Annotated in this window: 22 protein-coding genes, 1 pseudogene and 1 riboswitch; of the genes and pseudogenes, 11 read left to right on the top strand and 12 right to left on the bottom strand. The window is 70.9% G+C overall.

All coding sequences use genetic code 11. The features are described from left to right. Positions 1–145: 145 nt before the first annotated feature. Positions 146–286, top strand: a riboswitch (cobalamin riboswitch). A gap of 98 nt (positions 287–384) precedes the next feature. The 3 genes from ACIRJR_RS16660 to ACIRJR_RS16650 are packed head-to-tail and all read left to right on the top strand — an operon-like array spanning position 385 to position 3,313. Beyond that, positions 385–1,494: a FecCD family ABC transporter permease gene (locus tag ACIRJR_RS16660; protein WP_403780289.1), complete on the top strand. Its 1,110-nt coding sequence runs from the start codon at positions 385–387 to the stop codon at positions 1,492–1,494. Further along, positions 1,494–2,276 (top strand): ABC transporter ATP-binding protein, encoded by a 783-nt coding sequence (locus ACIRJR_RS16655; protein ID WP_403780286.1) that lies wholly within the window; start codon positions 1,494–1,496, stop codon positions 2,274–2,276. The genes ACIRJR_RS16660 and ACIRJR_RS16655 overlap by 1 nt, the downstream gene beginning before the upstream one ends. Positions 2,277–2,290: 14 nt before the next feature. Continuing rightward, positions 2,291–3,313, top strand: a complete 1,023-nt coding sequence (locus ACIRJR_RS16650) for an ABC transporter substrate-binding protein (RefSeq protein WP_403780283.1) — start codon at positions 2,291–2,293, stop codon at positions 3,311–3,313. 235 nt (positions 3,314–3,548) lie between these two features. Here ACIRJR_RS16650 and ACIRJR_RS16645 read toward each other — a convergent pair whose 3' ends face one another. Beyond that, positions 3,549–5,000, bottom strand: a complete 1,452-nt coding sequence (locus tag ACIRJR_RS16645) for a PucR family transcriptional regulator (RefSeq protein WP_403780280.1) — start codon at positions 4,998–5,000, stop codon at positions 3,549–3,551. Between the two features lie 102 nt (positions 5,001–5,102). Here ACIRJR_RS16645 and ACIRJR_RS16640 point away from each other — a divergent pair, with 102 nt between their 5' ends. From ACIRJR_RS16640 to ACIRJR_RS16625, 4 genes are all read left to right on the top strand, one after another. Continuing rightward, complete coding sequence (locus tag ACIRJR_RS16640) at positions 5,103–6,638, top strand: purine-cytosine permease family protein (protein ID WP_403780277.1); 1,536 nt, start codon at positions 5,103–5,105, stop codon at positions 6,636–6,638. Positions 6,639–6,696: 58 nt separating this feature from the next. Next, entirely contained in the window at positions 6,697–7,098 is a 402-nt protein-coding gene (locus ACIRJR_RS16635; protein WP_403780273.1) for a YybH family protein, read from the top strand. A 14-nt stretch (positions 7,099–7,112) separates the two neighbouring features. Next, positions 7,113–8,552, top strand: coding sequence for a gamma-aminobutyraldehyde dehydrogenase (locus ACIRJR_RS16630; protein ID WP_403780270.1), 1,440 nt, complete (start codon positions 7,113–7,115; stop codon positions 8,550–8,552). 170 nt (positions 8,553–8,722) lie between these two features. Next, positions 8,723–10,183, top strand: a complete 1,461-nt coding sequence (locus tag ACIRJR_RS16625; RefSeq protein WP_403780267.1) for a hypothetical protein — start codon at positions 8,723–8,725, stop codon at positions 10,181–10,183. A 27-nt stretch (positions 10,184–10,210) separates the two neighbouring features. Here the strand turns inward: ACIRJR_RS16625 and ACIRJR_RS16620 are convergent, their stop codons facing one another. From ACIRJR_RS16620 to malX, 4 genes are all read right to left on the bottom strand, one after another. Further along, on the bottom strand, positions 10,211–12,862 hold the full coding sequence (locus tag ACIRJR_RS16620; RefSeq protein ID WP_403780264.1) for an FUSC family protein: 2,652 nt from the start codon (positions 12,860–12,862) through the stop codon (positions 10,211–10,213). Between the two features lie 143 nt (positions 12,863–13,005). Continuing rightward, on the bottom strand, positions 13,006–13,476 hold the full coding sequence (locus ACIRJR_RS16615) for a MarR family winged helix-turn-helix transcriptional regulator (RefSeq protein ID WP_403780261.1): 471 nt from the start codon (positions 13,474–13,476) through the stop codon (positions 13,006–13,008). 171 nt (positions 13,477–13,647) lie between these two features. Then, positions 13,648–14,862 carry a MalY/PatB family protein gene (locus ACIRJR_RS16610; protein ID WP_403780258.1) on the bottom strand — a complete coding sequence of 405 codons (1,215 nt, stop codon included), beginning with the start codon at positions 14,860–14,862 and terminating at the stop codon, positions 13,648–13,650. 2 nt (positions 14,863–14,864) lie between these two features. Beyond that, positions 14,865–16,472, bottom strand: coding sequence for a maltose/glucose-specific PTS transporter subunit IIBC (gene malX / locus ACIRJR_RS16605; protein ID WP_403780255.1), 1,608 nt, complete (start codon positions 16,470–16,472; stop codon positions 14,865–14,867). Positions 16,473–16,875: 403 nt separating this feature from the next. On the opposite strand from malX, the gene ACIRJR_RS16600 reads away from it, so the two are divergent. From ACIRJR_RS16600 to ACIRJR_RS16585, 4 genes are all read left to right on the top strand, one after another. Further along, the gene (locus tag ACIRJR_RS16600) at positions 16,876–16,953 is read left to right on the top strand and encodes a 50S ribosomal protein bL37 (protein ID WP_371604899.1); all 78 of its coding nucleotides are present in this window, start codon (positions 16,876–16,878) and stop codon (positions 16,951–16,953) included. A 107-nt stretch (positions 16,954–17,060) separates the two neighbouring features. Beyond that, entirely contained in the window at positions 17,061–17,792 is a 732-nt protein-coding gene (locus tag ACIRJR_RS16595) for a hypothetical protein (RefSeq protein WP_403780252.1), read from the top strand. A 60-nt stretch (positions 17,793–17,852) separates the two neighbouring features. Then, positions 17,853–18,692, top strand: coding sequence for an alpha/beta hydrolase (locus ACIRJR_RS16590; RefSeq protein WP_403780249.1), 840 nt, complete (start codon positions 17,853–17,855; stop codon positions 18,690–18,692). After that, positions 18,682–19,143, top strand: a complete 462-nt coding sequence (locus ACIRJR_RS16585) for a hemerythrin domain-containing protein (RefSeq protein WP_403780246.1) — start codon at positions 18,682–18,684, stop codon at positions 19,141–19,143. The genes ACIRJR_RS16590 and ACIRJR_RS16585 overlap by 11 nt, the downstream gene beginning before the upstream one ends. A 208-nt stretch (positions 19,144–19,351) precedes the next feature. On the opposite strand, the pseudogene ACIRJR_RS16580 reads toward ACIRJR_RS16585, so the two are convergent. The 7 genes and pseudogenes from ACIRJR_RS16580 to ACIRJR_RS16550 form a co-directional block, all read right to left on the bottom strand. After that, positions 19,352–19,568, bottom strand: a pseudogene (locus tag ACIRJR_RS16580) (IS5/IS1182 family transposase); the annotation flags it as partial. 52 nt (positions 19,569–19,620) lie between these two features. Then, complete coding sequence (locus ACIRJR_RS16575; protein ID WP_403780243.1) at positions 19,621–20,055, bottom strand: SUKH-3 domain-containing protein; 435 nt, start codon at positions 20,053–20,055, stop codon at positions 19,621–19,623. A 198-nt stretch (positions 20,056–20,253) separates the two neighbouring features. Then, positions 20,254–21,225, bottom strand: a complete 972-nt coding sequence (locus ACIRJR_RS16570; protein ID WP_403780240.1) for an SPFH domain-containing protein — start codon at positions 21,223–21,225, stop codon at positions 20,254–20,256. A gap of 323 nt (positions 21,226–21,548) precedes the next feature. Then, positions 21,549–22,094 carry an AAA family ATPase gene (locus ACIRJR_RS16565; RefSeq protein WP_403780238.1) on the bottom strand — a complete coding sequence of 182 codons (546 nt, stop codon included), beginning with the start codon at positions 22,092–22,094 and terminating at the stop codon, positions 21,549–21,551. Between the two features lie 66 nt (positions 22,095–22,160). After that, positions 22,161–22,868 (bottom strand): DUF2470 domain-containing protein, encoded by a 708-nt coding sequence (locus ACIRJR_RS16560; RefSeq protein ID WP_403780236.1) that lies wholly within the window; start codon positions 22,866–22,868, stop codon positions 22,161–22,163. A gap of 246 nt (positions 22,869–23,114) precedes the next feature. After that, positions 23,115–24,308, bottom strand: coding sequence for a macrolide family glycosyltransferase (locus ACIRJR_RS16555; protein ID WP_403780376.1), 1,194 nt, complete (start codon positions 24,306–24,308; stop codon positions 23,115–23,117). A gap of 76 nt (positions 24,309–24,384) precedes the next feature. Next, the gene (locus tag ACIRJR_RS16550) at positions 24,385–25,038 is read right to left on the bottom strand and encodes a CatB-related O-acetyltransferase (protein WP_403780233.1); all 654 of its coding nucleotides are present in this window, start codon (positions 25,036–25,038) and stop codon (positions 24,385–24,387) included. Between the last annotated feature and the right edge of the window lie 11 nt (positions 25,039–25,049).

Raw genomic sequence — 25,049 nt, 5'->3', positions numbered from 1 at the left:
ACCGACCCGATCGCCAACATCACCGCGGCGGCCAACTACGCCGCCGACAAGTACGGCTCCATCGACAACGTCGACTCGGCCTACTGAGCAGCCCGACCACACGGCACGGCCACGCCCTCCGGGGGCGTGGCCGTGCCTCGTCGCGTCCAGCACTCCTGGCACCCGTTAAGCTGCAGGCGTCCCGCAGGGGAAGTCCGGTCGAATTCCGGCGCTGACCCGCAACGGTAGGCGGAGCCCTCATGGGGTTTTGCGAGCCCGATCACCTGCGGTACTGAAGGCTCCTGGAAATCGCCGTGGACTGCGAGAGGTGCTGCACCGGGCGCCCGCGTCCGCGGCTGCTCCTGCTGGTGCGGGTGCACGGCCCGATGCGAAAGCGACCGGCCTGTGGCCACATCCCTGGAACGCATACCTGACGCACCGTCGCGCACGTCCCGTACGGGAACCGGACCTGCGCCGTCCGGCAGGGTGCCCCTGCCGTTCCTCCTCGTCGTCCTGTGCGCCGCGCTCCCTCTCTCGCTCGTCTGCGGCGCGGGGCTGGGGGCGTCCGGGCTCTCCTGGGGCGAGGTGCTCCGACACCTCTGGGCAGGTGTCAGCGGCGGGCCCATCACCCCGGACCAGGTGCCGGCGTACACCATCGTCTGGGAGCTGCGCCTTCCCCGGGCCGTCCTGGCGGCGGTCGTCGGGGCAGGGCTGTCGGCCATCGGCGTCGCCGTCCAGGCGATGGTGCGCAACGCGCTCGCCGACCCGTTCGTACTCGGGATCTCCTCGGGTGCCGCCGTCGGTGCCAACGCCGTCCTGATCTTCGGTGCGTTCGCGGCGCTGGGCATGTGGGCGCTGTCCGCTGCGGCGTTCCTCTCCGCCCTCCTCGCCATGACCCTCGTGTACACGATCGCCCGTACTCCTCGTGGGCTGACCCCGCTGCGGCTCGTGCTGACGGGCACCGCGATGTACTACGGCTTCTCGGCCGTCACCACGTTCATGGTGTTCGCGGCCGAACGCGGAGAGGCGGCCCGCTCCGCGATGATGTGGCTGCTCGGCAGTCTGAGCGGCGCCGACTGGGCCTCGGTGCCCATCGCCGCCGGAGCGGTGCTCGGCGGCATCGCCCACCTCGCCTGGTCGGGGCGTCGCCTGAACGCGCTCGCGATGGGTGACGAGACCGCCGCGGCCCTCGGCGTGGACGCGGGGCGGCTGCGCAAGGAGCTCTTCCTCGTCTCCGCAGCCGTCACGGGCGCGGTCGTCGCGGTGAGCGGCGCGATCGGATTCGTCGGTCTGATGGTCCCGCACGCCGTACGGATGCTGGTCGGCGCCGATCACCGCCGGCTCCTGGCCGTCGCCCCTCTCATGGGTGCCGTCCTGCTGATCTGGGTGGACATCCTGTCGCGCGTGGTCCTCGCCCCGGCCGAACTGCCGGTGGGTGTGCTGACCGCGGTCATCGGCGTGCCGTGCTTCGTCCTGCTCATGCGGCGCCGCGCGTACTCCTTCGGAGGCATGTGATGAGGATCGACATCGACGCGATGACGGTCGAGATCGCGGGCGCCCGCCTGGTGGACGAGGTCACGCTGGCGGCGGCTGCGGGGCAGCTCGTCGGCCTGGTCGGGCCCAACGGCAGCGGGAAGTCCACGCTGCTGCGCTGTGTCTACCGGGCCATGCGCCCCACGGCCGGCGCGATACGGCTCGGCGGCGAGGACCTGCGCTCCATGAGCGCCCGTGAAGGGGCCCGTCGGCTGGCCGCCCTCCCACAGGAAGCGGTGGCCGAATTCGACTTCACCGTCGCCGAGATCGTGGCCATGGGGCGGCTGCCGCACCAGGGAGCGGTCGCCCGCGCCGACGCGGAGGACCGCCGCCTGTGCGACGAAGCGCTCCAGGGGGTCGGCGCGGGTCACCTGGCCGACCGGGGCTTCCTCACCCTCTCCGGAGGTGAACGGCAGCGGGTCCTGATCGCCCGCGCCCTGGCCCAGCAGCCCAGGATCCTGGTCCTGGACGAGCCCACCAACCACCTGGACATCGCCCATCAGCTGGAGGTACTCGCCCTCGTGCGGAGCAGCGGCCTGACCGTGCTCACCGCCCTCCACGATCTCAACCTCGCGGCCCTCCACTGCGATGTCGTCCATGTCATCGACGGTGGCCGGATCGTCGCCTCGGGTGCTCCGCACGACGTACTGACCACCGAACTGCTGGCGGAGGTCTTCGGCGTCCGGGCCCACCGCGTGGCGCACCCGGAGACCGGAGCGCTTCAGATGATCTTCGATCTCCCCTCTGCCCGCCCCACCTCCTGAGGAGCCCCACCACCATGCCGACCTGCGTACGACCTGCCGCGTTCGCGCTCGCGACCGCGCTGGCCCTCACCGGCTGCGGTGCGGAGGTGACCCGGACGGCCGACGGGAAGGAGGCGTCCCGGAAGGCGGACGCCCACTACCCCGTGACGGTCGAGAACTGCGGTGAGAGGAAGACCTACGACAAGGCTCCGCAGCGCGTGGTCACCAACGACGTGGGCATCACCGAGATCATGTTCGCCCTCGGACTCGAGGACCACATGGCCGGCTACGTGATGCCCGACGACAAGGGCGACCTCTCTGCCGTTCCGTGGAAGGACGCCTATCGGAAGACCGAGTGGCTCTCGAAGGACAGGATCAACAAGGAGCTGGTACTCGACGCGCGGGCCGACCTCGTCTTCGCGGGCTGGAACTACGGATTCAGCGAGGGGGAGGGGTTCACCCCCGCCGAGCTGCGCCGTGTGGGGGTCGACTCGTACCTCCTGAGCGAGTCGTGCCGCAACGGGCGGGGGAAGGCCCGCGGAGTGATGTCCCCGCTCGACGCGCTCTACACGGACCTCGCCAACCTGGGAAAGGTGTTCGACGTGGAGGACCGGGCCGAGGCGCTGACGAAGACGTTCCGGAAGCAGATCGCCGAAGCGCAGGCCAAGGCGCCGAAGGGTGGCGACCGCCCGCGCGTCTTCCTCTACGACGACGGGAAGGACAAGCCGCTGACCTCGGGTGCCTACGCCGGGCCGCACGACATCATCACCAAGGCCGGCGGCGACCACATCATGAAGGATCTCAAGGACAGCTGGACGACCGTGGGATGGGAGACGGTGGTCGACCGTGACCCCGAGGTGATCGTGATCAACGACTACGGGGACACCACCGCCGGTCAGAAGCGGAACTTCCTCATGTCCTACGAGCCGCTCGCGAACGTCTCCGCGATCCGCAACAACCGGATCGTCGTCCTCGACTACGTGGACCTCGTGGAGAGTCCGCGCAACCCCGCGGCCGTCAGCTCGCTCGCCGCGGAGCTGAGGAAGCCGGGCTCCTGAACCGGGCGGCACCGTACCGGGCCCGAGACTCCCGTCCTCTCGTCGCAGGGCCCCGGGCAGCCCGTCCGTGCGCGGGCGGCGGCCTCACCCCGCGCGGCGCGGGCGGCCGCCGATCCGGGGACGCCGCCTCGGTGCGACCCCGGCCCTGCGCGCGGCCCGGGGACGACACGGGCGGAGGCGCGGCTCCGGGCGGGTGTGCACCTCGCCGGGCCGGGGCGGGCTGCCGCCCGCCCCCTCAGTCGGTGAGGCCCAGGGCGCCCGCCGCCTGGATGGCCAGCCAGACCTCGGCGAGGGCGCCCGTCGAAGCCAGGTCGCGCCGGGAGAGCGTGCCGAAGCGGCGCAGCCGGTAGGCGAGGGTGTTCGGGTGGATGTGCAGCGCCGCCGCGGCCGTCTCGGTACGGCGGTCGCGTTCCATCCAGGTGCGGGCCGAGACCAGCAGGTGCGAGTCGTGGGCCTCGTCGTACCGCAGGACCTCGCCGAGCACGTGCTCGACGAGCGCGGTCAGCACCGCGGGGTCGTCGGGCAGCCACCGCCCCGTCGCGTCGGCGCCGTACCGGACGACGGGGCGGCCGGACTCCACGGCCTTGGAGACCGCCCAGAGCGCCTCGCGTTCGGCGACCTTCAGCGCGACGCCCGGCAGGAAGGGGCGGCTCATCCCGGCCGCCACGGAGGGCAGTCCGCCGACCGCCTCCGCCAGTTCCGCCGCACCCAGGACATAGCGGTCCTCACCCCAGGTGAGCAGCAGATGGGGGTGGTCCTCCAGACAGCGCAGCAGCGCCTCGTCCGTGGCGTGGCGGACCACCAGGAGCACGGCCTCGCCCTTGATCGCGTGCCGGGCGAGCCGACGGCGTGCCGCCTCCGGGTCGAGCACCTCCTGCAGCATCTCGGCCAGCGTCTCCGCACCCTCGCGGCGCAGCACCTCGCGCTCGTTGCGCACCATCGCCAGCCGCAGCGCCGCCACGGTGGCGATGTGCTGGACGACGGCGAGCCCCGCGGGCTGGGCGCCCTGGCGCTCGTACGCGACGAGGAAGCCCGCCGGGCCTCCGGGAGCCGGCACCGGGAGGACGAAGCCGCCGGGCACCGTGGGCGGGGCGTCGACGGACGCCGGCAGTACACGGGGATCCGGTGTGGGGACGCCCGGCAGGAGGGGGCGGCCCTGCGGTGTGCAGAGGTAGACGTCGTAGCCCGACAGCCCTTCCAGCCGGCGCAGCAGCGCCGGGGTGTCGAGGTCCTCGGCGACCAGCCAACGCAGGGAGCCGAAGACCTGGAGCTGCGCCCCCAGCCGGTGCCGGGCGTCCTCCTGGACCGAGGCCGCGACCTCCTGCGAGACGGCGATGAAGGGAACGGCGAGCGGCACCTCGAGGACCGGGAAGCCCCGCTCCTCGGCCGCCTCGAAGAACGCGTCGTGGAGCGGCGGCATGTGCAACTGCGCCGAGAGCGCGAGGCCCGACACGCCCGCGTCGTCCAGCCGCTCCAGATAGGCGCGCTGACCGGCGGCGTCACGGGGCACCGCCAGCCCCGCCGTCATGATCACCTCGGCGCCCAGCAGCCACGGCGTCGGATCGGCGAGCTCACTGGCGTGCGCCCACGACACGGAACGGCCCAGACCACTGCTGCCGGCCTTCACCGAGAGCTGGAGCGCGGGGAAGGAGAGCAGATCTTCGACCGTGAGTTTGTTGCTGGCCACAGAAAGAAGCGTACATCTCTGTGCCGGACACAATTGTCGCTGATCATTCAGGGCCACAGACTGCTGGGACGCCCCTACGCATGAACGGAAGGTGGAGCGTCCGTGACGACCTCGATCACCGAAATCGAGACCAACGGTGTCGAGCGGATCCCGGACGCGGACCGCACGGCCCGCCCGGTCGATCTGTTCCGCCTCGCCTTCGGCGGCGCCAACACCTTCGCGACGTGTGTGCTGGGAGCGTTCCCGATCCTCTTCGGCCTCTCCTTCTGGCAGGGACTCGCGGCGACCGTCCTCGGGCTCGTCGCCGGAGCGCTGCTGCTGGCCCCGATGGCCCTCTTCGGCCCGGCCAACGGCACGAACAACGCCGTGTCCTCCTCCGCGCACCTCGGCGTGCACGGCCGGGTCGTCGGCTCGTTCCTCTCGCTGCTCACCGCCATCGCCTTCTTCTCGATCTCGGTCTGGTCCTCGGGCGACGCGCTCGTCGGCGGTGCGCACCGGCTCGTCGACGTACCCGAGTCCGACCTGAGCTACGGAATCGCCTACGCGGTCTTCGCCGGCCTCGTGCTCGTCGTCTGCGTCTACGGCTTCCGCTTCATGCTGCTGGTCAACAAGATCGCCGTGCTGGCCGCGTCCGCCCTCTTCGTGCTCGGCGCCTTCGCCTTCGCCGGAGACTTCGACCCCGGCTACGCGGGCGCCTTCGCCTCGACCGCCGACCCGCTGTTCTGGCCGTCCTTCATCGGCGCCGCGCTGATCGTGCTCTCCAACCCGGTCTCCTTCGGCGCCTTCCTCGGCGACTGGTCCCGCTACATCCCCGCCGGGGCTCCGCGCCGCCGTGTGATGGGGGCCGCGTTCCTCGCCCAGATCGCCACCCTGCTGCCGTTCCTCTTCGGTCTGGCCACGGCGTCGATCATCGCGTCGAAGGCCGCGGAGTACGTCGATCCGGCCGCCCCGAACTACGTCGGCGGCCTGCTCGCGATCTCGCCCGGCTGGTACTTCCTGCCGCTCTGCCTCATCGCCCTGATCGGCGGCCTCTCCACCGGCACGACGGCCCTGTACGGCACGGGACTCGACTTCTCCAGCGTCTTCACGCGCTTCAGCCGCGTCCAGGCCACCTTCTTCATCGGCGTCCTGTCCATCGCGTTCATCTTCGTCGGCCGCTTCGCGCTCAACCTCGCGCAGTCCATCTCCACCTTCGCGACGCTCATCATCACCTGCACCGCGCCGTGGATGATCGTGATGGCACTGGGCTACGTCACCCGGCGCGGCTGGTACGACGCCGAGGCCCTCCAGGTCTTCAACCGCCGCCGCCGCGGCGGTCGCTACTGGTTCACGCACGGCTGGAACTGGCGCGGCATGTCCACGTGGCTCGTGTCGGCCGTCGTGGCGCTCCTCTTCACCAACCTGCCGGGCCAGTTCGTGGGTCCGCTCGGCGACCTCGCCGACGGCGCCGACATCTCGCTGCCGGTCGGGCTCGTCCTCGCGGCCGTCCTCTACCTCGCCCTGCTCACCCTCTTCCCCGAGCCGCGCGCCGTGTACGGCCCGGACGGGCCCCGTCTCGTCCGGGCGTCCGACACCCCCGTGCCGCCGATCACCGGCCGTAGGGGCGAAGACGTCCCCGAGCCGGCCACGGCGCACTGACCCCGCCGGCCCACCCATCCGCACCCGGGCGGACGACGCCCGCGACCAGGAGCAGATCATGAGCACCACCACCGTCCAGGAGGTCAGGGCCGCCGCGGACGCACTCGTCGCGGCCTTCGCCGAAGGGCGCCTCGACGACTACTTCGGCGCCTTCGCCCCGGACGCGGCCTTCGTCTTCCACACCACGCCCCAGCGGCTCGGCTCCACGGCGGAGTACCGCGCCCTCTGGGAGGAGTGGGTGGAACAGGACGGCTTCCGCGTCCTCGGCTGCACCTCGTCCGCCCCCCTGATCCAGCCCTTCGGTGACACGGCCGTCTTCAGCCACGACGTGGAGACGCGGGTCGCCACGCACGCGGGGGAGGAGACGCTTCACGAGCGGGAGACCATCGTCTTCGCCCGCGTCGCCGACAGCCGCTGGACCGCCGTCCACGAACACCTTTCCGCCCGCACCACCGCCTGACCGGGAGACGTTCCATGAGCACCACGTTCCGCAACTACATCGACGGTGGCTTCGCCGACGCGTCGGACGGCCGCACCCTCGACGTGGTGGACCCCACCACCGGCGCCGTCTACGCGACCTCCCCGCTTTCGGGAGAGGCCGACGTCGACGCGGCGATGGCGGCCGCTGCCGCCGCCTTCCCGGTCTGGCGTGACACCACCCCGTCCGTGCGCCAGCGCGCGCTGCTGAAGATCGCCGACGCGATGGAGGAGCGGGCGGAGGAGCTGGCCGCGGCCGAGAGCCGCGACACCGGCAAGCCGCTCCACCTCCTTCGCAGCGATGAACTCGCCCCCGCCATCGACCAGGTGCGCTTCTTCGCGGGCGCGGCGCGGATGCTCGAGGGCCGCTCGGCCGGCGAGTACACGGAAGGGCTCACCTCCATCATCCGCCGGGAGCCGGTCGGTGTGTGCGCGCAGGTCGCGCCCTGGAACTACCCGCTGCTGATGGCCGTGTGGAAGTTCGCGCCGGCACTGGCCGCGGGCAACGCGGTCGTCCTCAAGCCCTCGGACACCACGCCGGCGTCCACGGTGCTGCTCGCCGAGATCATCGGCGGAGTCCTCGCGGAGCTGGAGCTGCCGCGCGGAGTCTTCAACGTCGTCTGCGGCGACCGCGACACCGGCCGCCTGATGGTGGAACACCCGACCCCGGCGATGGCCTCCATCACCGGCTCCGTACGCGCAGGCATCCAGGTCGCCCAGAGCGCGTCCAAGGACGTCAAGCGCGTGCACCTGGAGCTCGGCGGCAAGGCCCCCGCGGTCGTCTTCGAGGACGCCGACCTGGCGAAGGCGGTCGAGGACCTGGTGGTCGGCGGCTTCTTCAACGCCGGCCAGGACTGCACGGCGGCCACCCGCGTCCTGGTCCACGAGTCCGTCCACGACGAGTTCGTCACGGCGCTCGCCAAGGCGGCGGCCGACACGAAGACCGGGCGGCCGGACGACGAGGACGTGCTCTACGGGCCGCTCAACAACGCCGGCCAGCTCGCCCAGGTCAGCGGCTTCATCGAGCGCCTTCCCGCGCACGCCGAGATCCGGGCGGGCGGCCACCGCGTGGGCGACGAGGGCTACTTCTTCGCCCCGACCGTCGTCTCCGGCCTCCGCCAGGACGACGAGATCGTCCAGAACGAGGTCTTCGGCCCTGTCATGACGGTCCAGTCCTTCACGGACGAGGCCCAGGCCGTGGAGTTCGCCAACGGCGTCGAATTCGCCCTGGCCTCCTCGGTGTGGACCAAGGACCACTCCCGTGCGATGCGGATGTCGAAGAACCTCGACTTCGGCTGCGTGTGGATCAACACCCACATGGCGCTCGTCGCGGAGATGCCGCACGGCGGGTTCAAGAAGTCCGGCTACGGCAAGGACCTCTCCGCCTACGGCTTCGAGGACTACACCCGTATCAAGCACGTCATGACGTCGCTCTAGATCCACGGGCACCTGTGGTCCGGCCCGCCACACGGCCGGACCACGGGCGCGCGGCGCCGGGGCGAACACTATGAACGCAACGGCCGCAGGGCTGGCCCGCTCCGTCCGGTGCTCCCTAGCATCCCGGGCTGCGGCGCAACTTCGCGCCCCGCACCCACAGGAGCCGCGCCTTGAACACGTCTGACGCACCCCCGGACGCTTCCCGACCGCCCCGGTTCCGCCGCCGGCTGGCGTCCGCGCTGGCGGCCGGGCTCGCGGCGGTCCTCCTCGGCACGCTCGGCAACGCCACCGCCGTCGCGCGCAACGGTCACCCCGCTGCCGTCACCTGCCCGCCGCGCCTGGCGGGCAAGGCGACGTGCTACTCCGGACAGGACGCCGACGGGGCCCACTACACGATCGCGGTGCCGACCCGGTGGAACGGGTCCCTCGTCGTGCACGCGCACGGCGGCCCCGATCTCGGCGACTCCTCCGACTCCTCACGCAGCGGCGACGACCTCGCGCGCTGGGCGGTGATGGTCGAGGAGGGCTACGCGTGGGCCGGTTCCTCCTACCGCCGCGGTGGCTACGGGACACGCATGGCCGCCGCCGACACCGAGAACGCGCGCCGCCTCTTCATCGCGGAGTTCGGGAAGCCCGAACGGACCTATGTGCACGGCCAGTCCTGGGGCGGGAACGTCGCAGCGAAGGTCGCGGAGACGTACGGCTCCCGGCCCGGGGCGTACGACGGGGCGCTGCTGACCAGCGGCGTCCTGGGCGGCGGCTCGCGTGGATACGACTACCGCGTGGACCTGCGGGCGGTCTACCAGTACTACTGCCACAACCACCCCCGGCCCTCCGAGCCGCAGTACCCGCTCTGGCAGGGGCTGCGGGCCGGCTCGACGATGACGGCCGAGGGGCTGCGCGCCCGCCTGCAGGAGTGCACCGGCTTCGCCTCCGAGCCGTCGGAGCGCACCGCGCCGCAGCAGCGCAACCTGGACGACATCCTCGCCGTCACCCGCATTCCGGAACGTACGCTCGAATCGCACCTGCGGTTCGCGACCTTCACGTTCCGGGACATCGTGTCGAACAGGCTCGGCGGGCGGAATCCCTTCGGCAACCGCGGCGTACGGTACACCGGTTCACACGACGACAAGGCGCTCAACGCCGGTGTGGAGCGCTTCACGGCCGACCCCACCGCACACCGTGACCTCTCCTACGACAGCGACCTGACGGGCCGGGTGCCCTTCCCGGTCCTCACCCTGCACGCGATCGGGGACCCGACGGCCTTCGTCGAGCACGAAGCGGCCTACCGCGACACGCTGCGGGGCGCCGGCCGGACGGCGAACCTCGTCCAGACGTTCACGACGGAGACCGAACACAGCGCACTGAGCGACTCCGAGTACGCCGGCTCCCTCGCGGCCCTCGACAACTGGGTGCGCTCGGGACACGAACCGACCGCACGCTCGATCGCGGCCTCCTGCGACGCGTCCGACGTGAGCTACGGCGGCGGATGCTTCTACGACGACGGCTTCGGGCCCGCACCGTACGCCTCCAGGGTCCGGCCCAGGCCGGGAGGCCTCACATGGCCGGCGATGACCGCCACTCAGGAGAGGGCCTGGAGCCGGATCGACGGAGTCGGCATCGCTCCCTGACGGGGCGCCGGCGAGCCGGTCAGGGCCCTAGAGACGCATGTCATGAGCGACGGGGACGCCCTCCCGCGCCCCCGGCACGTGCAGGAACTCCGCGTGCGGGGCGTGGTCCCCAGCCGCCACGACGAGCGTGTGGCTTCCCGGCCGGAGTCCGTCGACGCGGTACCGGCCCGACCGGACGGGGCCTGCCGCGACCCGCTTGCCCCGGGCGTCGATCACCGTGATCCACCCGGCGCACCCCGCGGGGTGCGCGTCGCACCGGACGGTCCCGGCGACGGTGACCCCGGCGCAGGACTCGGGTGAAGCGCCCGCCCCGGGCGGCGCCACTGCCGGGATCCGTTCCGCCCGGGTCACGGCAGTGGCCGCCGGTGGACGAGGCGAGCCCCCGGCCCGCGGTGGACGAGGGGAGCCCCCGGCGCACCCGGTGCCCGCGGCGGCCGGCCGCGGTGCCCACTCCGCCAACAGCGCCTGAGTGCGGCGCTGCATCGGTGAACAGGCCTTACGATCAGGCGACTTGTCGCGGACGGTGAGTCCGCACCGCTCCGCGTATCCGGCGAGCGTCTCGTCGAGTGCGGCCAGCTCCCGCAGCGCGGTGCGCATGCGTGTCGCCCGCGGTCCGGGCGGAGCCGCGTCCAGGTCCGCCCTCATCTCCCGGATCAGCGGGCTCACCCGCTGCCAGCCCTCCCCGGGCTCGCCCGTGGTCAGCGAGCGGTCCAGGGCGCGCAGCGACGAGCTCAGCGTCGAGGTGACGAGAGCGAAGCGTTCGGCCGGCCGCGGCGCCAGGTCGATGTCGATGTCCGCCGCCGCGGCCAGGGCGCGGGCGTGACCGGTGGCGGTGGTGAGCAGGGCGGTGCGGTTGTCCGCTTCGCGTCCTCGCAGCCCGAGCGGCATCCGGACCAGCGGACGTGCCAGGCTCACCACCTGGAACAGCGCGGAGTCGACCGCGCGGGCGGCTCCGCGCAGCCGGACGGGGGCGTCGGGGTCCTCCCAGCGCAGGGCGAGCTGCGAGACGAGGTCGTCGACGGCGGACACGTAGCCGCGCTCGGCCTCCCGCGTGATCCGCCGGCTGGACAGCGGGAAGATCAGCGCGGCGCAGGCGGTCGCGACGAGTATGCCCAGGGCGTTGTCCAGCAGGCGCTCGCCGAGCAGGTGGTCCATGCCGTCGTAGGGCGTCGTCAGCCCGTACAACTGCACGAGCGCGGCCACGAGTCCGACGACCCACAGGGCGTACGCGCGCTGCATTCCCCAGGCGCCGAGGGTGATGCCGGCCACGATGACGGCCAGCGTGCCGTAGACGTGGCCGGGGCCCAGCAGGTGGAGCAGCGCGATCCCGAGCACCGCGCCGATCACGGTGCCAGCCATGCGGTGGCCGAACTTGCGCAGACGCTCGTGCGTCGTGTTCGTGCCGAAGAGGGTGATCATCACACCGACGAGACCCCAGTAGAAGCGCTGCGGGTCGATCGCGTCGGTGAGGGGACAGACGATGGCCGCGGCGATCCCGGCGTGCAGGGGTGCGCGCACGTAGGGGACGGCCCGGCGCCAGCTCTTCCCGGTCCGTGCCGCGAGCACGCGCTGTGCCGCGGCCGCCGACCCGGCGGGACGGTCGCGCTCCAGGGCCACCGTCGGCTGGAAGGGCACCTGGGCGGGGGAGTCCGGGGTGCTCCAGCCCAGTGCGAGCCACCGTGAGAGCGAGCCGGCCAGTGAGTCGAGGAGGTGCGCCACGCGGTACGCGGCCTCGACGGTCTCCGTCCGCCCGCCGGCGACCGGGAGCGCGTGCACGCGGTCGGCCTGCAGGCGGATGCGCTCGGCGGCGGGACGCAGACCCTGGGCGCTGCCGAGGGGGGTGTCCCGCGCGATGACGAGCCCGACGGTCATGGCCTCGCGCAGGTGCGGTGGCACGTCGAGGCGGGCCAGGTCCTGCACGGCGCGGCCGATGCCGCGCAGGGCGAGCTCCGCGTCGAAGAGGTGCCGGTGCAGCAGCTCGGCCATGTCGGGGTCGGCGGCGACCTCGGGCCGGGCGAGCCGGCCGTCGATGGTGACGGTGGTGACGTTGAGGTGGTGCAGCGCACGCGCCATCCGCCGTACGGCCCGTTCCTGGTCGGCGTCGGGGTCCAGCGCCTCGACGGCCGCGTCCGCCACCCGCCGGGCCTCGACGACGAAGGCGCGCTGGGTGCGCAGCAGGTCCTCGCGCGGCATGGGACAGCACAGCAGCAACCGTGTCAGGAGTACGGCCACGGCGGAGACCAGGGCGATGGAAAAGGCTTTGCCCGTCATGGCCGGCGGGATGTTCGCCATCATGCCGACCATCAGGCCGTTGAAGAGCATCATGCCCGTGAGCAGGGAAAGCTGACCGAACCGGGCGAGGAAGAAGGTGAGCGCCAGAGCGACCACCATCAGGGTGATCTCCAGGCCGCGGTCGTCGTGCAGCTCGGCGGCCAGCCACAGGACGGCGGCGTAGGGGAAGGGCATCCACAGGATGGCGCGGCTGAGCCGCTGCCAGGTGTTCTCGGCGACGGCGAAGGCGCTCATCAGGCCCATCATCCCGCCGACCATCATGCCGATCATGGCCGGGACGTCGAGGGCCGTGGCCATCCCGTACCCGACCGCGAGCGAGGTCACCATCGCGACGAGGGTGCGCCATCCCGCTTGGAGCTGGCCGAGTCCGGGATCCGCCGCGAGCACCCAGTCCCACCGCCGCCGGGGTCCGCCCACCCGGTGCGGTGCCACGGCGCGCGCGGCGGCCGGCCCAGGTGCGGGGGCCGGGGCGGGAGGTGCGGGGGGCGCGGGTTCCGGTGCCGTGTCCGACGGCCTGGTGTCCGGGCTGATCAAAAGGACTCCGAATCGATCGCGTTCAACAAGGTGGTGAGGGCGTCCCGTGCGGCGGCCACGGCGCGCTCGGAGTCGTCGACACCCGCGTCGAGGCCCCGCAGGAGCGCCGCTGCCATCCGTCGGCGGCCCCGGTCGAGCAGTTCTCGCCCGGCGGGCGTCAGGGACGCCTCCCTGACGCGCCGGTCGGCCGCGGGGCGCCCGCGCGTGGTGAGACCCCGCTCCTCGAGCCCCTGCAGGACCACGGTCACGCGAGGCTGGGCCATACCCGTGTACGCGGCGAGAGCGGTGACCCGGCGGGGTCCCTCCTCCAAGGCGTCGAGTACGGCCACCTGGCTGCGGCCCAGCCCGAAGTCGCCGGTGCGGAAGAGCGTCTGCGACAGTCGCCCGATGCCTCTGAGGAGGCCCCGAGCGGCACTTTCGATGCGCTGCTCGTCGGTAGGGTCTGCCCGGGACGACGATTGATGCATATAGCAATTATATAGATGTCAAGAGTGGGGGTGGAACCATGTGCGGGCAAAATGCCCGTCCGCCCGGGTGGGTGCCGGTTTCCGCGACCGTCCGTGGACAGCGAAACGCCCTTGCGGCGACGGCTTCGGACCCAGGGGTCCGGGCCGTCGCCGCAAGGGCGTTTCGCCGGCTCAGCGCGCCGGGTCCGGTTCCCGCCCGCTCTCCGTGAGGCGGTGCAGCGCGCGCACCAGGGCCTCGACACCCGCCTCCGCCTTGGAGCGGGGGCAGCCGACGTTCAGCCGCAGCCACCCCGGGGCGCCGTAGGCGGCCCCCGGCATGACGGCCACCCTCTCCACCTCGACGAGCTCGCGCTGCAGCGCACCGTCGCCGACGCCCAGCGGGCGCAGATCGATCCAGGCGAGGTATCCCGCTTGCGGAGGCTCCCAGCCGAGCTGCGGGAACTCCGCGCGGAGACGGTCCGAGACCATCGAGAGGTTGCCCGCGACGTACGTGCGCAGGGCGTCCAGCCAGGGTGCCCCCTCCCTGTACGCGGCGATGTGGCCGACCAGCGACAGCACGGCGGGGGAGGAGAGGCCGTCGGCCTCCTTGAGCTGCCCGAGGTACGCCTCGCGTGACGCGGGGTCACCGATGACGCCGTAACTGCCGGTCAGTGCGGGGATGTTGAACGACTTGGACGCCGAGGTGATCATGGCCCACCGTCCCTCACCGGCGAACCGCGGCCAGGGGTGGTGGACATGCGGGGCGTGCGCCAGGTCGGAGTGGATCTCGTCGCTGACCACGGCGACACCGTGCCGCTCGCACAGCCGCGCCATCCGGTTCAGCTCGTCGGCGGACCAGACCCTGCCCGTCGGGTTGTGCGGCGAGCAGAGCAGCAGCACGGCCGTGTCGGGCAGCGCCAGCAGCCGTTCCAGCTCCACCCAGTCGTCGAGCGGGCACTCCCGGAGCCGCCGCCCGTGGGCCGCCACGGTCTTGGGGAACGCGTCGTACATGGGGGTATGGGCGACCACACCGTCACCGGGGCGCGACCACAGCCTGAGCAGCTGCGACAGCTGGTAGACGACGGACGGTGCGTACACGATCGCCTCCGGGTCGATCGCCGTCGTGTGCCGCGTCGCGTACCAGTGGACGACGGCGGAGAGGAAGTCGTCCTGGCGCCAGCGTGAGTAACCGAGCACGCCGTGGTCCAGACGGCCGCGGAGTGCGGCCATGACCTCCGGAGCGGTCTCGAAGTCCATGTCGGAGATCGTGAACGGCAGGAGATCCGGAACGCCGAAGCGGTCCTCGACGTAGTCCCACTGAGTGCACCAGGTGCCGTGCCGGTCCACCGGGGTGCCGAAGCCGTAAGGGTCCGCGGAGGCCGGTGTCCGGTGGGAAGGGGAGGCCATGGTCAGCCCACCGGGATCATGGTGGCGATGGCGTCCTTCACGGACTGGACCTGTGGTCCGATGACGACCTGCACGCTGTGGTCGTCGAGCTTGATCACGCCCACGGCGCCGAGCTTCTTCAGCCGCGCCTCGTCCACCTGTCCGGCGTCCTCCACCGTCATGCGCAGGCGGGTGATGCAGTTGTCCAGGGACCGGATGTTGCCCGCGCCGCCGATCGCGTCGAGGATCGCCGCGGCGTCGTACTTCCCCGCGACCAGCTCACGTGCGGGCTGCTTCCCGTCGTCCTGGGCCACCGGCTCGGCGTCGTCCTCCGCCTGCTCCGACTCGTCCTCCCGGCCGGGGGTCCTGAGGTCGAAGCGCGTGATCGCCCATCGGAACAGGAAGTAGTACACGGCGAACCACACGGCCGCGATGACGGGCACCAGGTACCACTTGGTCGCCGAGCCCTGGAGCACGCCGAAGACCAGCCAGTCGATGACGTTGCCGTCGGTGTTCCCGATGAAGACGCCGAGCAGGGCCGCCGTGAGGAAGCCGAGCCCCACCAGGACCGCGTGGATCGCGTACAGCCACGGTGCGACGAACAGGAACAGGAACTCCAGCGGCTCGGTGATGCCGCCGACCACGCAGGCCACCACGCCGGACACGAGCAGGGCCTTGATCTCCGGGCGCATCTTCTTGTTCGCGCAGTGGTACATCGCGAGTGCCGCGCCCGGGAGGCCGCCCAGGTAGGCCGCCATCTTGCCCTGGGAGAGGAAGTGGGTGGCGTCGGTGACGGCGCCGTTCGGCGTGCCCGCGCAGTCCAGGTGCGCGTAGAACATGTTCAGGGCGCCGGAGACCTGGTCCCCGCAGACGGCTCCGGAACCGCCGACGTCCGTGAAGCGGAACATGGCGACGAGGATGTGGTGCAGCCCGATCGGTCGCAGCAGCACCTCGCCCATGCCGAAGAAGAACGGCCCGAAAACGCCCGTGTGCCCGATGCCCCGCCCCACGGCGGTGATCCAGCCGTTGAACGTCGGCCACACGAGCGGGATGAGCAGACCGAGCACGCTCAGGACCAGGGCGGAGATGATCGGGACGAAGCGCAGCCCGCCGAAGAAGGCCAGCGCGTCGGGCATCCGCTGTGTGCGAAAGCGCTGGTGGAGGAGGCTGACAACGATGCCAACAGCCACGGCTCCGAGGAGTCCCGTATCGATGGACTGGACTCCGAGGACGTCGGCGATCCCGTAGTGGTTGATCGCCCCCTCGTCCTCGAAGTCGACGCCCTTGGCGGTGAGGAAGAAGTTCACCGCCAGATTCATGGCGGCGAAGCCCACGAAACCGGAGAACGCGGCGACGCCCTTGTCCTCGCGGGCGAGGCCCAGCGGAATGGCCATCGCGAAGAGGACGGGCAGGAAGGTGAAGGCGACCAGCCCGGTGTTGGCCATCCACGTGAAGACGAGATGGAAACCTTCGGCCTTCAGGAAGGGGAGGTTGTCGGTGACCGCCTCGCTGGACAGCGAGGAGCCGATGCCCAGCATGATGCCGCAGAAGGCGAGGAGGGCCACCGGGAGCATGAACGTTTTGCCGAGCCCCTGGAGGAATTCCCAGAGTGCGGCTTTGGTCTTCTGCATGTGTACGGACTTTCCGGCGTGGGGGACGGGACCCGGGCGCTCGTCGTGGTGATGCGGGGACCACGGGTGTGCGAGCGGTGAGGTCGGGCGAGGAGGCTCCGGCCGTCGCCCGCGACGCACCCGGGGCTTACCCGGGTGAGCAGCGCCGGGCAGGGCCGTTCCGCCGCACGGATCACATCACAGCAGGTCGGCGGCTGTCCATGGAGGCGGAAGAAACCGATCCGCACGGTGCGCGGGGACCCCGGCGCGTGGAGTGAGATGCCTGTCGCGGACCGTGACGCACGCCACTCGCCGGCGTCGGTGCCGAGTGTTTGGCGACGCACCGGCGGGTAAGGGGCTCTGTGATCGCCGGATCCGACAATCCGGTGGATAGTGTGCAGGAGCTACCGAATGAGGAGGTTCGATGTCCTCGAAGCGACGTCGTAAGAAGAAGGCCCGCCGCAAGAACGGCGCGAACCACGGCAGCCGTCCTCAGACCTGAGGGCCGAGCCGGTTCACCGGGGGGTGGCACGCGTGCCACCCCCCGGACGCGTTCCCGGTCGCGGCACACGGCCGGTGCCCCGGAGCGGCTGGTACAGAATCAGGAGCATGGACGTCATCGCGCTGCTCGAAGCGGCCTCCCTGCTCTCGCCCGAGGAGAGGGCGACCGCGGACGACCTCACGGTGAGCGACATCTGGGACCACCTCACCCGCGACGAGTGGGACGTGGCGCTCGCGATGCTCGAGGAGCTCGTCGACGTCCCGCCTCCACCGCCCGCTTTCTGGGAGGACATGGCCACCGTGGCCGAACAGCTCGGTATGGAGCGGAGCACCGCCTGGTGCCGCTGGCGCTCCTACGAGACCCGCTACGGCGTCATCCGGGCAGATCTCACCCTCCGCCCGGCCTCCGAGACGTGGCGTCGGACACCCGTCACAGGTTCCGGCGTCCTGCGTCCCATGTGGGATATCGGGAACACCGCTCCGGACGGCGGACCGGCCCTCGACATCGCCGCCCTGTGGGTGGAGTTCCTTCCCTGCCTCGCGCCGGGCGGGCGGGCCCCGGTACGGCTGGCCCCTCTCGATCCCTCCCGTTGGCTGCACCTCCGGCCCGGCCAGGTGATCACCATGTACGAGGACCGGTCCGTGTCCGCGACGGCGGTCGTCCTGGAGACCCGCCGTCCCACGGCAGCCCCGTCCCGGCAGGGACGGCCACCGGTGCCGGAGCGCGAGCGGGGTCCGCCCGGTCCGGGCCACCAGCTCGGTCATAGCCGTGTCAATCCTGCACGACCTGCGGTGATGACGCCGACTCGCGGTCCTCGGAGACTGAGCGACTCACCCTGAGTCAATGACGGCAGTGCAGTGCGACTCAACCACCCCTCTAGCAGCGGCAGTTATAGTTTCATGCAGCGTCGCGTGCCGGTGGCGGATGAATCGTCAGGCATGGAGGCGTCGTATCGAAAGGTGGCTCCGGCCATTCCCACCCCAATTTCACAGAAGATCACGCTCTACCCCGCCGAGGACCGGTTTCTCGGCCCCCGACCCGCCGTCCTCGTCCTGCCCGGCGGCGGCTTCCGGGAACTTCCACCGCACGAGGGCGAAGGCTACGCCCGCTGGCTGTCCGGCCTCGGCATCCACGCCTTCGTCCTGTCCTACCGGCTGCTGCCGGACCGGTTCCCGGCTCCGCTCGAAGACGCCCGGGCCGGATTGGACCACATCCGCAACGGCGACCACGGCCTCGACATCGGCCGGGTCGGCGTCATCGGATCAAGCGCGGGCGGCCAACTCGCCGGTCTGCTCATGACCGGTCGGGTCCTGTCCATCGAGGAGGGCGTCGCCGCCCCGCCCCGACCGGACTTCGCGATCCTGGCCTATGCGCTGGCCGACCTCGACCTGCTGCCGCCGCCGGTGGTCGAGAACCTGCTCGGCGACCTGCTGCCCATCAAGGACGAACTGTCCCCGGCCAAGCATGTGGACGCGTCGGTGTGTCCGACCTTCGTATGGGCCACCGCTCAGGACCCGCCGGGCCTGCCCAACGCCCTGGAGTGGACCCGGGTTCTGGCGGCGGCCGCAGTACCGGTGGAGTTGCACGTCTACCCGGGCGGCAGCCACGGCATCGGCCTGGCCGACGGCGTGGAATACGGCGGCGAGCCGCACAAGTTCATCGCGCGCGAACCGCACACCGCGTCCTGGACGACCGCGTGCGCGGCCTGGCTGCGACGGGAGGGCGTTCTTGCCGACTGACCGCGTCACCGCCTGGGGCGGCGAACTGCACCGGGTGCACGGCAAGCTGCGCAATGCGTTGGCGCTGGCGCGGGCGGGACTGGACGGCGGCGACCCCGCTGACGCCGCCACCGACCTGCTGTTGTTCTGCCACGGGTTCTGCGCCGCCCTGTCCGGCCACCATCGCGCCGAGGACGGTTCGCTGTTCCCGGAACTGGTACGGGCGCGACCCGACCTGGCGCCGGTGCTCGCGAAGCTGACTCAGGACCACAACATGATCGAGCACCTCATCGGTGGATTGCAGCAGGCGGTGGCCGACTCGACCGACCCGGAGGTGGCGCACCGCCACCTGGACGGGATCGAGGCAGTCATGGAGACGCACTTCAAGTACGAGGAGAAGCAACTGGGAGCGGTCCTGGACGGCATGGACGCTGACTTCGACCGTACCGAGATCTTCGGCCCGATCAGCTGAGCCGCGTCCCGGTCGCGCCGCCCGCGACGGCGCGACCGGGAATCCACCTGGGTCCGAGCCGGCCGCCACCGCCTCGCCCGAGTAGTGAACCGCGACCGCCGCGGGTTCGGTGAAGCGGGAGGATCCTCCAGGTCCTCATACGGACGAAGACGTGCTCGACACGGGCGCGGACCTGTTTCCAGTGGGCAGTTGCTCGCCTCTGCGGCGCGAGAAGGACGAGCCGGCGCTGCGTCACATTCGTGCGCCAGTAAGCCACTACCAGCAGCACACGGTCCTCCAGCGGAAGTGGCCACGGGCGGCCAATGCGGACCGGATCCACGCCCTCGCGGCGCAGGGCCGTCACCAGCTGGCCGAAGACACGCGGGCTCAGCCCGGTTCACGGGGCTGTCCAGGACCGGCTCCGACATCGTGATCACGCCAGACATCGCAAGATCATCTCACCTGGTGGGAGCGGTCCCGCGACGGTATGCGAAGGAGTCACAGCCAGGCTGCCCGCTCGGTACGATCGGGACCGCCGGCGCCATCCACCACGTAGGTCAGTGCCTCTGCGAAGCTGGCGCCCAACTGCCACAGGAAGCCCGGTCCTACGGCGATGACACGCCCGGTCGCCGCCACGTATGACCTGTACTGGATCGACCACATGCCCAGAGGACTGTAGTTCTCCCCGTATCGGCGCCTCAGCCTCTGAGCCTCCGCAGACGCGTCGATGCAGGCGTCAACGGGATCCAGGTGCAGCGACGAGGAAGGGGCACGAGCCGGAGAACTCTTGATCGTCAGTTCGCCGAACTCTGCCCAAACCGCTGTCGCAACGTCGTTGCACTCGAACCCCACCGCCACGAGTCGTTGTGTCCAGGTCTCGGTGTCGATCCGTCGTCCCGCTCTCCACCCGGCAGTCCTGAGCGCTTCCAACACCGAGGGCCCGCAGCCCGTCAACAATCCACCGATGCGCTCTATGCGCCCAACCCGTCTACTCGGCGACCCTGCTTCTACACAAGTCTTACAGGTGCGGACCCGCACACTACAGGGCGGCGCGGCACGTGCCGGCAGGGAGATCGCTCACGGGACAGCCCTCAGCCATCCCGTATTCATCCCGTCGTGCAGGATGTCCTGTCACGCGCCGATCAGCTGACCGAGTTGGGTCACGAGGTCCGCTGTCTCACTCCCTGCCACGGCGATCGTCGCTGGAACAGCCGCTTCCTTCATCTGGCGCCATGCCCGACGCATCAGGCCGAGGTCAGGCGTGCGGTCTTCCTGCTCGGCAGCTACAAGTTCGCCTTCAATGACCTCGGCTTCATGGATAAGTGATTGATTCGAGAGCTGGCCTGCTCGTAGTTCCGCACGCAGCGACTCGAGGAGTTCGCCGATCACGGCCCGAGCTTCTCGTGCGCCCTCCGGATCCAATCCTCGATTATCTTGGCTGTTGTGATCACCTTGTTGCACATTTCCGCCGGAAATCTCCTGCTTGCCGATATTCCAGTTACTCATTTCGCTGAGTCTCCCGCTGATCTGGTGGGTGATCTGGCCGTCCGGAAGGACGTTCATGGTCATGTGCGGGGCGTAGAACTGTGCGGAAGCCCCGCCGTGCTGCGCGGCCACGCGAGCTTCGTCCTCAACGTCACTGGTCGTAACCTCGCCGAGGGTCAACAAGAATTCGTGCAGAGTGAGACCCCATCGCTGGGCCCGAGGTGCGAGGACGCGACGGACTGAATCAGCTATCTGCTGAAGCGACAGGCGTGCGTCGGCAGCGGCCAGGTTCGCGAGGGCATAGGTGAGTTCGTATGCGGCATGCCGCTCGAGCGCATGAATATAACTAGCCGTGCCGTAAGTTGCCTTGACTGGATCGGTGACGCTGTACTGAATTGTGAACTCGATGGGCAGATCGGTGCCGTCGTACATCGAGACAATGCGCAGTGGGAATGGAACTGTCTGCTCCCGCAAGTCAATGCGGTTCCGTATCGTGTCCACAAGCGGCGTGATGGTGCGCAGCCCAGGACGCAGGGTCCTGCTGTAACGGCCAAAGCGTTCCACGATGGCAGCTGATCCACTCGGAATCACTTGGCATGCCCGGACTGCGTAGCCCATCCCGCTAACTGCGGCAAGAGCGCCGCCTACCAACCATCGCCGCCGCATAGCACCCTCCGTCGCGCCATATGATGGCTCACTTCGCAGACCGGTGCCATGGATTCGCCGAAGCCGTCGGCGCCGATGTCCACGACGGGCCCGGCCGGTTCACCAGCCGTTCGGCAGGGGCCACCGTGCGGTGCACCTGCTCAATGACCGCCCACTCGTCGGGGACGCCCCGAACTCCTGCCCCTTGATCAGGCGGCCGGCGAGCCGGAGCCTCGGGACGGAGCGGGACCGTTCGGTCGGCCCGTGCGTCCGGCTCCGGGCGCCGGGGGCGACGGTCACTCCTCGCGTGCGGGCATCGCCGCGAGACCTGTCTCCCGGATGATTCGGCCGACCGTCTCGTCGAGGGAGCTACGGCTGCTGACCACGGACTCGACGTCGCCGGGCAGGAGATCGCGCTCCCGGTACCAGTCGCGCAGATGCCGCTCGGTCACCTGCGCCCGATAGGCGGCATCGGCCTTCGAGGAGTGCCGGGCGAACGTCTCGTCGAGCGGAACGTCCAGGTAGTAGCAACGGGAGACGCCGCGGTGGTCTGCGACCAGGCCGGTGAGCATGTCGCCGTAGCGGTCGGAGTACAGGATGCCTTCGACGACGACGTGGTAGCCGGCTTCGAGCGCGTAGCGCGCCACCGTGTCGATCAGGCCGATGTTCGCACCCCCCGGCCGGTCGTGCTCGCGCAGTACGGTCCGGCGGAGGTTGTCCTGCCCGACCACGGCGAGGCCACGGCCGAAGCGGTCGCGGATCCCCGCGGCCACCGAGGACTTGCCCGAGGCCGAGTTCCCCCGTACGACGATCAGCCGTGTCTCTTCGCTTCCCGTCCTCATCCGGAGCACGCTACCGGCCGTCCGGAAGGTCGCGGGGCCTGTTCGGCCGTGGCTCCGGACCCGTGGTCAGGTGAGCAGTTGATTGCGGTGGGAAGCGCGGCGGGCGGCGGCCAGCAGGGCGTGGATCTGCGGGCCCGCCTGGTCGAGACGGGACACGGCCTTCGCGAACGGGAGCCGTACGTCACGGTGGGCGCCGGCGTACTCCAGGCGCAGGGTCACGCCGTAGCGGTCCATCGCCAGGGGGAGGACGCGCTTCGCGCCCTTCTCCGGCTGCGGCTGCACGAGCCGGAGAAGCAGGGGGACCAGCTCGTTGTGGTCGTCCACGAGGTGGGTCAGCATGCCCGCCTCGCTGGTGGCGATCGGATCGGGTTCTGTCTCCTGCAGCGTGTCCAGCGTGACGAAGGACCGGCCCCTGTGGTCCTCGAAGACCGCCTGGCCGAACTCCATGCAGGTGCTCTCCGGGGACTCCGTGCTGTAGGGGGCCGACAGCAGGCCGGTCACCGTGACGCGGGCACGGGTGCGGTCGCGCACCGGCGTGGGCGCGATGTCGGTGAACTTCAGCCGGACGGGGATGCGGGGCCCTGCCGGTGCGGGACCGGCCTCGGATGGTTCGTGCAGGTGGATGTGGCCCATCGCGGCCGTGCCGTCGAGCCGGTGCACCTCGATGGGGTCGAGCCCGTCGCTCACCACCGTCATCGAATGAGCCGCGGTCAGGATCGACAGCACGCGTTCGGCGGGAGTGGGCAGGGTGACGCGGGAGTGGAAAGGACGCATCCAAGTCCTCCAGAGGAGCGGGCGGGGAGACCTCATGACAGCTACTTAGGCATGCCTAACCTAACCCATCGGTGGCGGTTCGGGTAGCGCGGCACCCGCCCTACGTGTGTTCGAGTCGGCGGACGGGGATCACCGGCCGCGATGTCGTCACCCGGTGCACGCGAACGGTGCGCGCGAGCGGGGCGCGCGAGCGGGGCGCGCGACCGCTGAAGGCGTCGGCGGCGTCGGGGGCGGCCTGGTGCGGTGCTACCGACCGTGCGTGAGCGGTGCAGGGGTGCCGCGGCCACTCCCGCCGGCCAGCATGTCCTCGACGATTCCGACGGCGCGCGGGATGCCGCCCTCGGTCCGGGCCGCCGACTGCAACTGAGCGGACCGCTGTACGCGTTCCGGATCCGCGAGCAGGTCGTCCAGGGCGGCGCGAAGGGTCTCGGCGGTCGCGTCAGCGGTGTCCACGCGGCGGGCGACGCCGAGTTCCACGAGCCGGTCGGCGTTCATGAACTGCTCGGCGCCCTGCGGCACGGCGATCATGGGAACTCCGGCCAGGAGCCCCTCGCCGCAGCCGCCCATCCCGGCGTGGGTGACGAAGGCGTCGGCCTGTTCCAGAATCGCCCGCTGCGGGACCCAGGGGCGCACCTCGACGTCGGGCGGGACGGGACCGAGCTCCCCGGGGTCGGTGTACGCGCCGATCTGGAGAACGACGTGCCAGCCGGGCATGTCGCCGAAGGCGGCGACGCACTGCCGGTAGAACGCGGGCCGGCGGGTGTACGCGGAGCCGAGTGAGACCAGCAGTACGTGCTCCGCGGCTGCCGGGCGGGTCCAGCCGTCCGTGTCCGCCCGGGTGCCGGAACAGGGGCCGACGAAGGTCACCCTGCCGGTGTCGACGCGATCGGCGTGCGGCTGCATCGCCCGGGGGATCAGGGCGAGGGCCCGGGCGGGCGGTCCGGAGAAGGCGTCCACGTCCGTGGTCGTCGCCCCGCACTCCTCGAGCCACCGCGCGAACCTCTCCCGGTAGGCGTCGGCGCCCGGTGACTTCCGCAGCTGCGAGGCGACTTCCTCCTCGTAGCCGTCCCAGCCGACGAACGTCGGGGACAGCTGCAGGAGGGGACGGCCCTGCGCTTCGGCCAGGGCGCGTGCGGCGTAGGCGCCGATGTCGTAGAGGTACAGGTCGGCCGGATCGTCGTCGTAGACGGCGCGCAGCTGCGGTAGCGCCCGGACCGCGTCGTCCAGGAAGAGGCTCGCCGCGGCGACGGGGTCGGCAGGCCAGTCGTTGTCGGCGACGGGCAACGTGGAGGTGCAGTGAACCAGCTCGGCGCCGGCGGACTCGATCCGGTCGGCCATGAGCGGGTCGATGGCATAGGTGACCCGGTGCCCGCGCGCCGCCAGTTCACGGATGAGCGCGAGGCCGGGCAGGACGTGACTGACGATCGGGACACCGACCATCGCGATATGGGAACGGCGACGGGACACGGGATCACCTGTCTCCGGGGCAGGAACGGGTGGTGTGGGGGATACGCCGTCAGGGCCGCTCGGCTCGCGCGGCCGCCTCCTCCAGGTCGGCGACGGTCCCCGACATGATCGTCCGTACGTGCTCGGTGATGAACCGCACGGGCCAGTCCCACCACGCCACGGCGAGGAGCCGGGCGACGTCCGTGGCGTCGTAGCGCGTTCGGATGAGGCGGGCGGGGTTGCCCCCGGCGATGCCGTAGTCGGGGACGTCGCCGGTGACCACGGCGCCGGCGGCGATGATCGCGCCGTGGCCGATCCGTACGCCGGGCATGACCGTGGCCCCGTGGCCGAACCAGACGTCGTGGCCGACGACGGTGTCGCCCCGGCCCGGCAGGCCGGTGATCAGGTCGAAGTGCTCGGCCCAGGAACCGCCCATGGTGGGGAAGGGGAACGTGGACGGGCCGTCCATACGGTGGTTGGCGCCGTTCATGAGGAACCGTGTGCCCGTGCCCAGTGCGCAGAACCTGCCGATGACCAGCCGATCGGGGCCGTAGTGGTACAGCACGTTGCGCGTCTCGAACGAGGCCGGGTCGTCCGGATCGTCGTAGTACGAGAAGTCGCCGACCTCGATCAGCGGTGACTTCACCAGCGGCTTCAGCAGGACGACGCGGGGGTGCTCGGGCATCGGGTGGAGCACGGTGGGGTCGGCGGGAACGGGCGGCATCGGCGGGGGGT

Source organism: Streptomyces sp. NPDC102402, from assembly GCF_044765765.1.
GTDB lineage: Bacteria > Actinomycetota > Actinomycetes > Streptomycetales > Streptomycetaceae > Streptomyces.
This window is presented reverse-complemented; position numbering and strand designations above follow the sequence as displayed.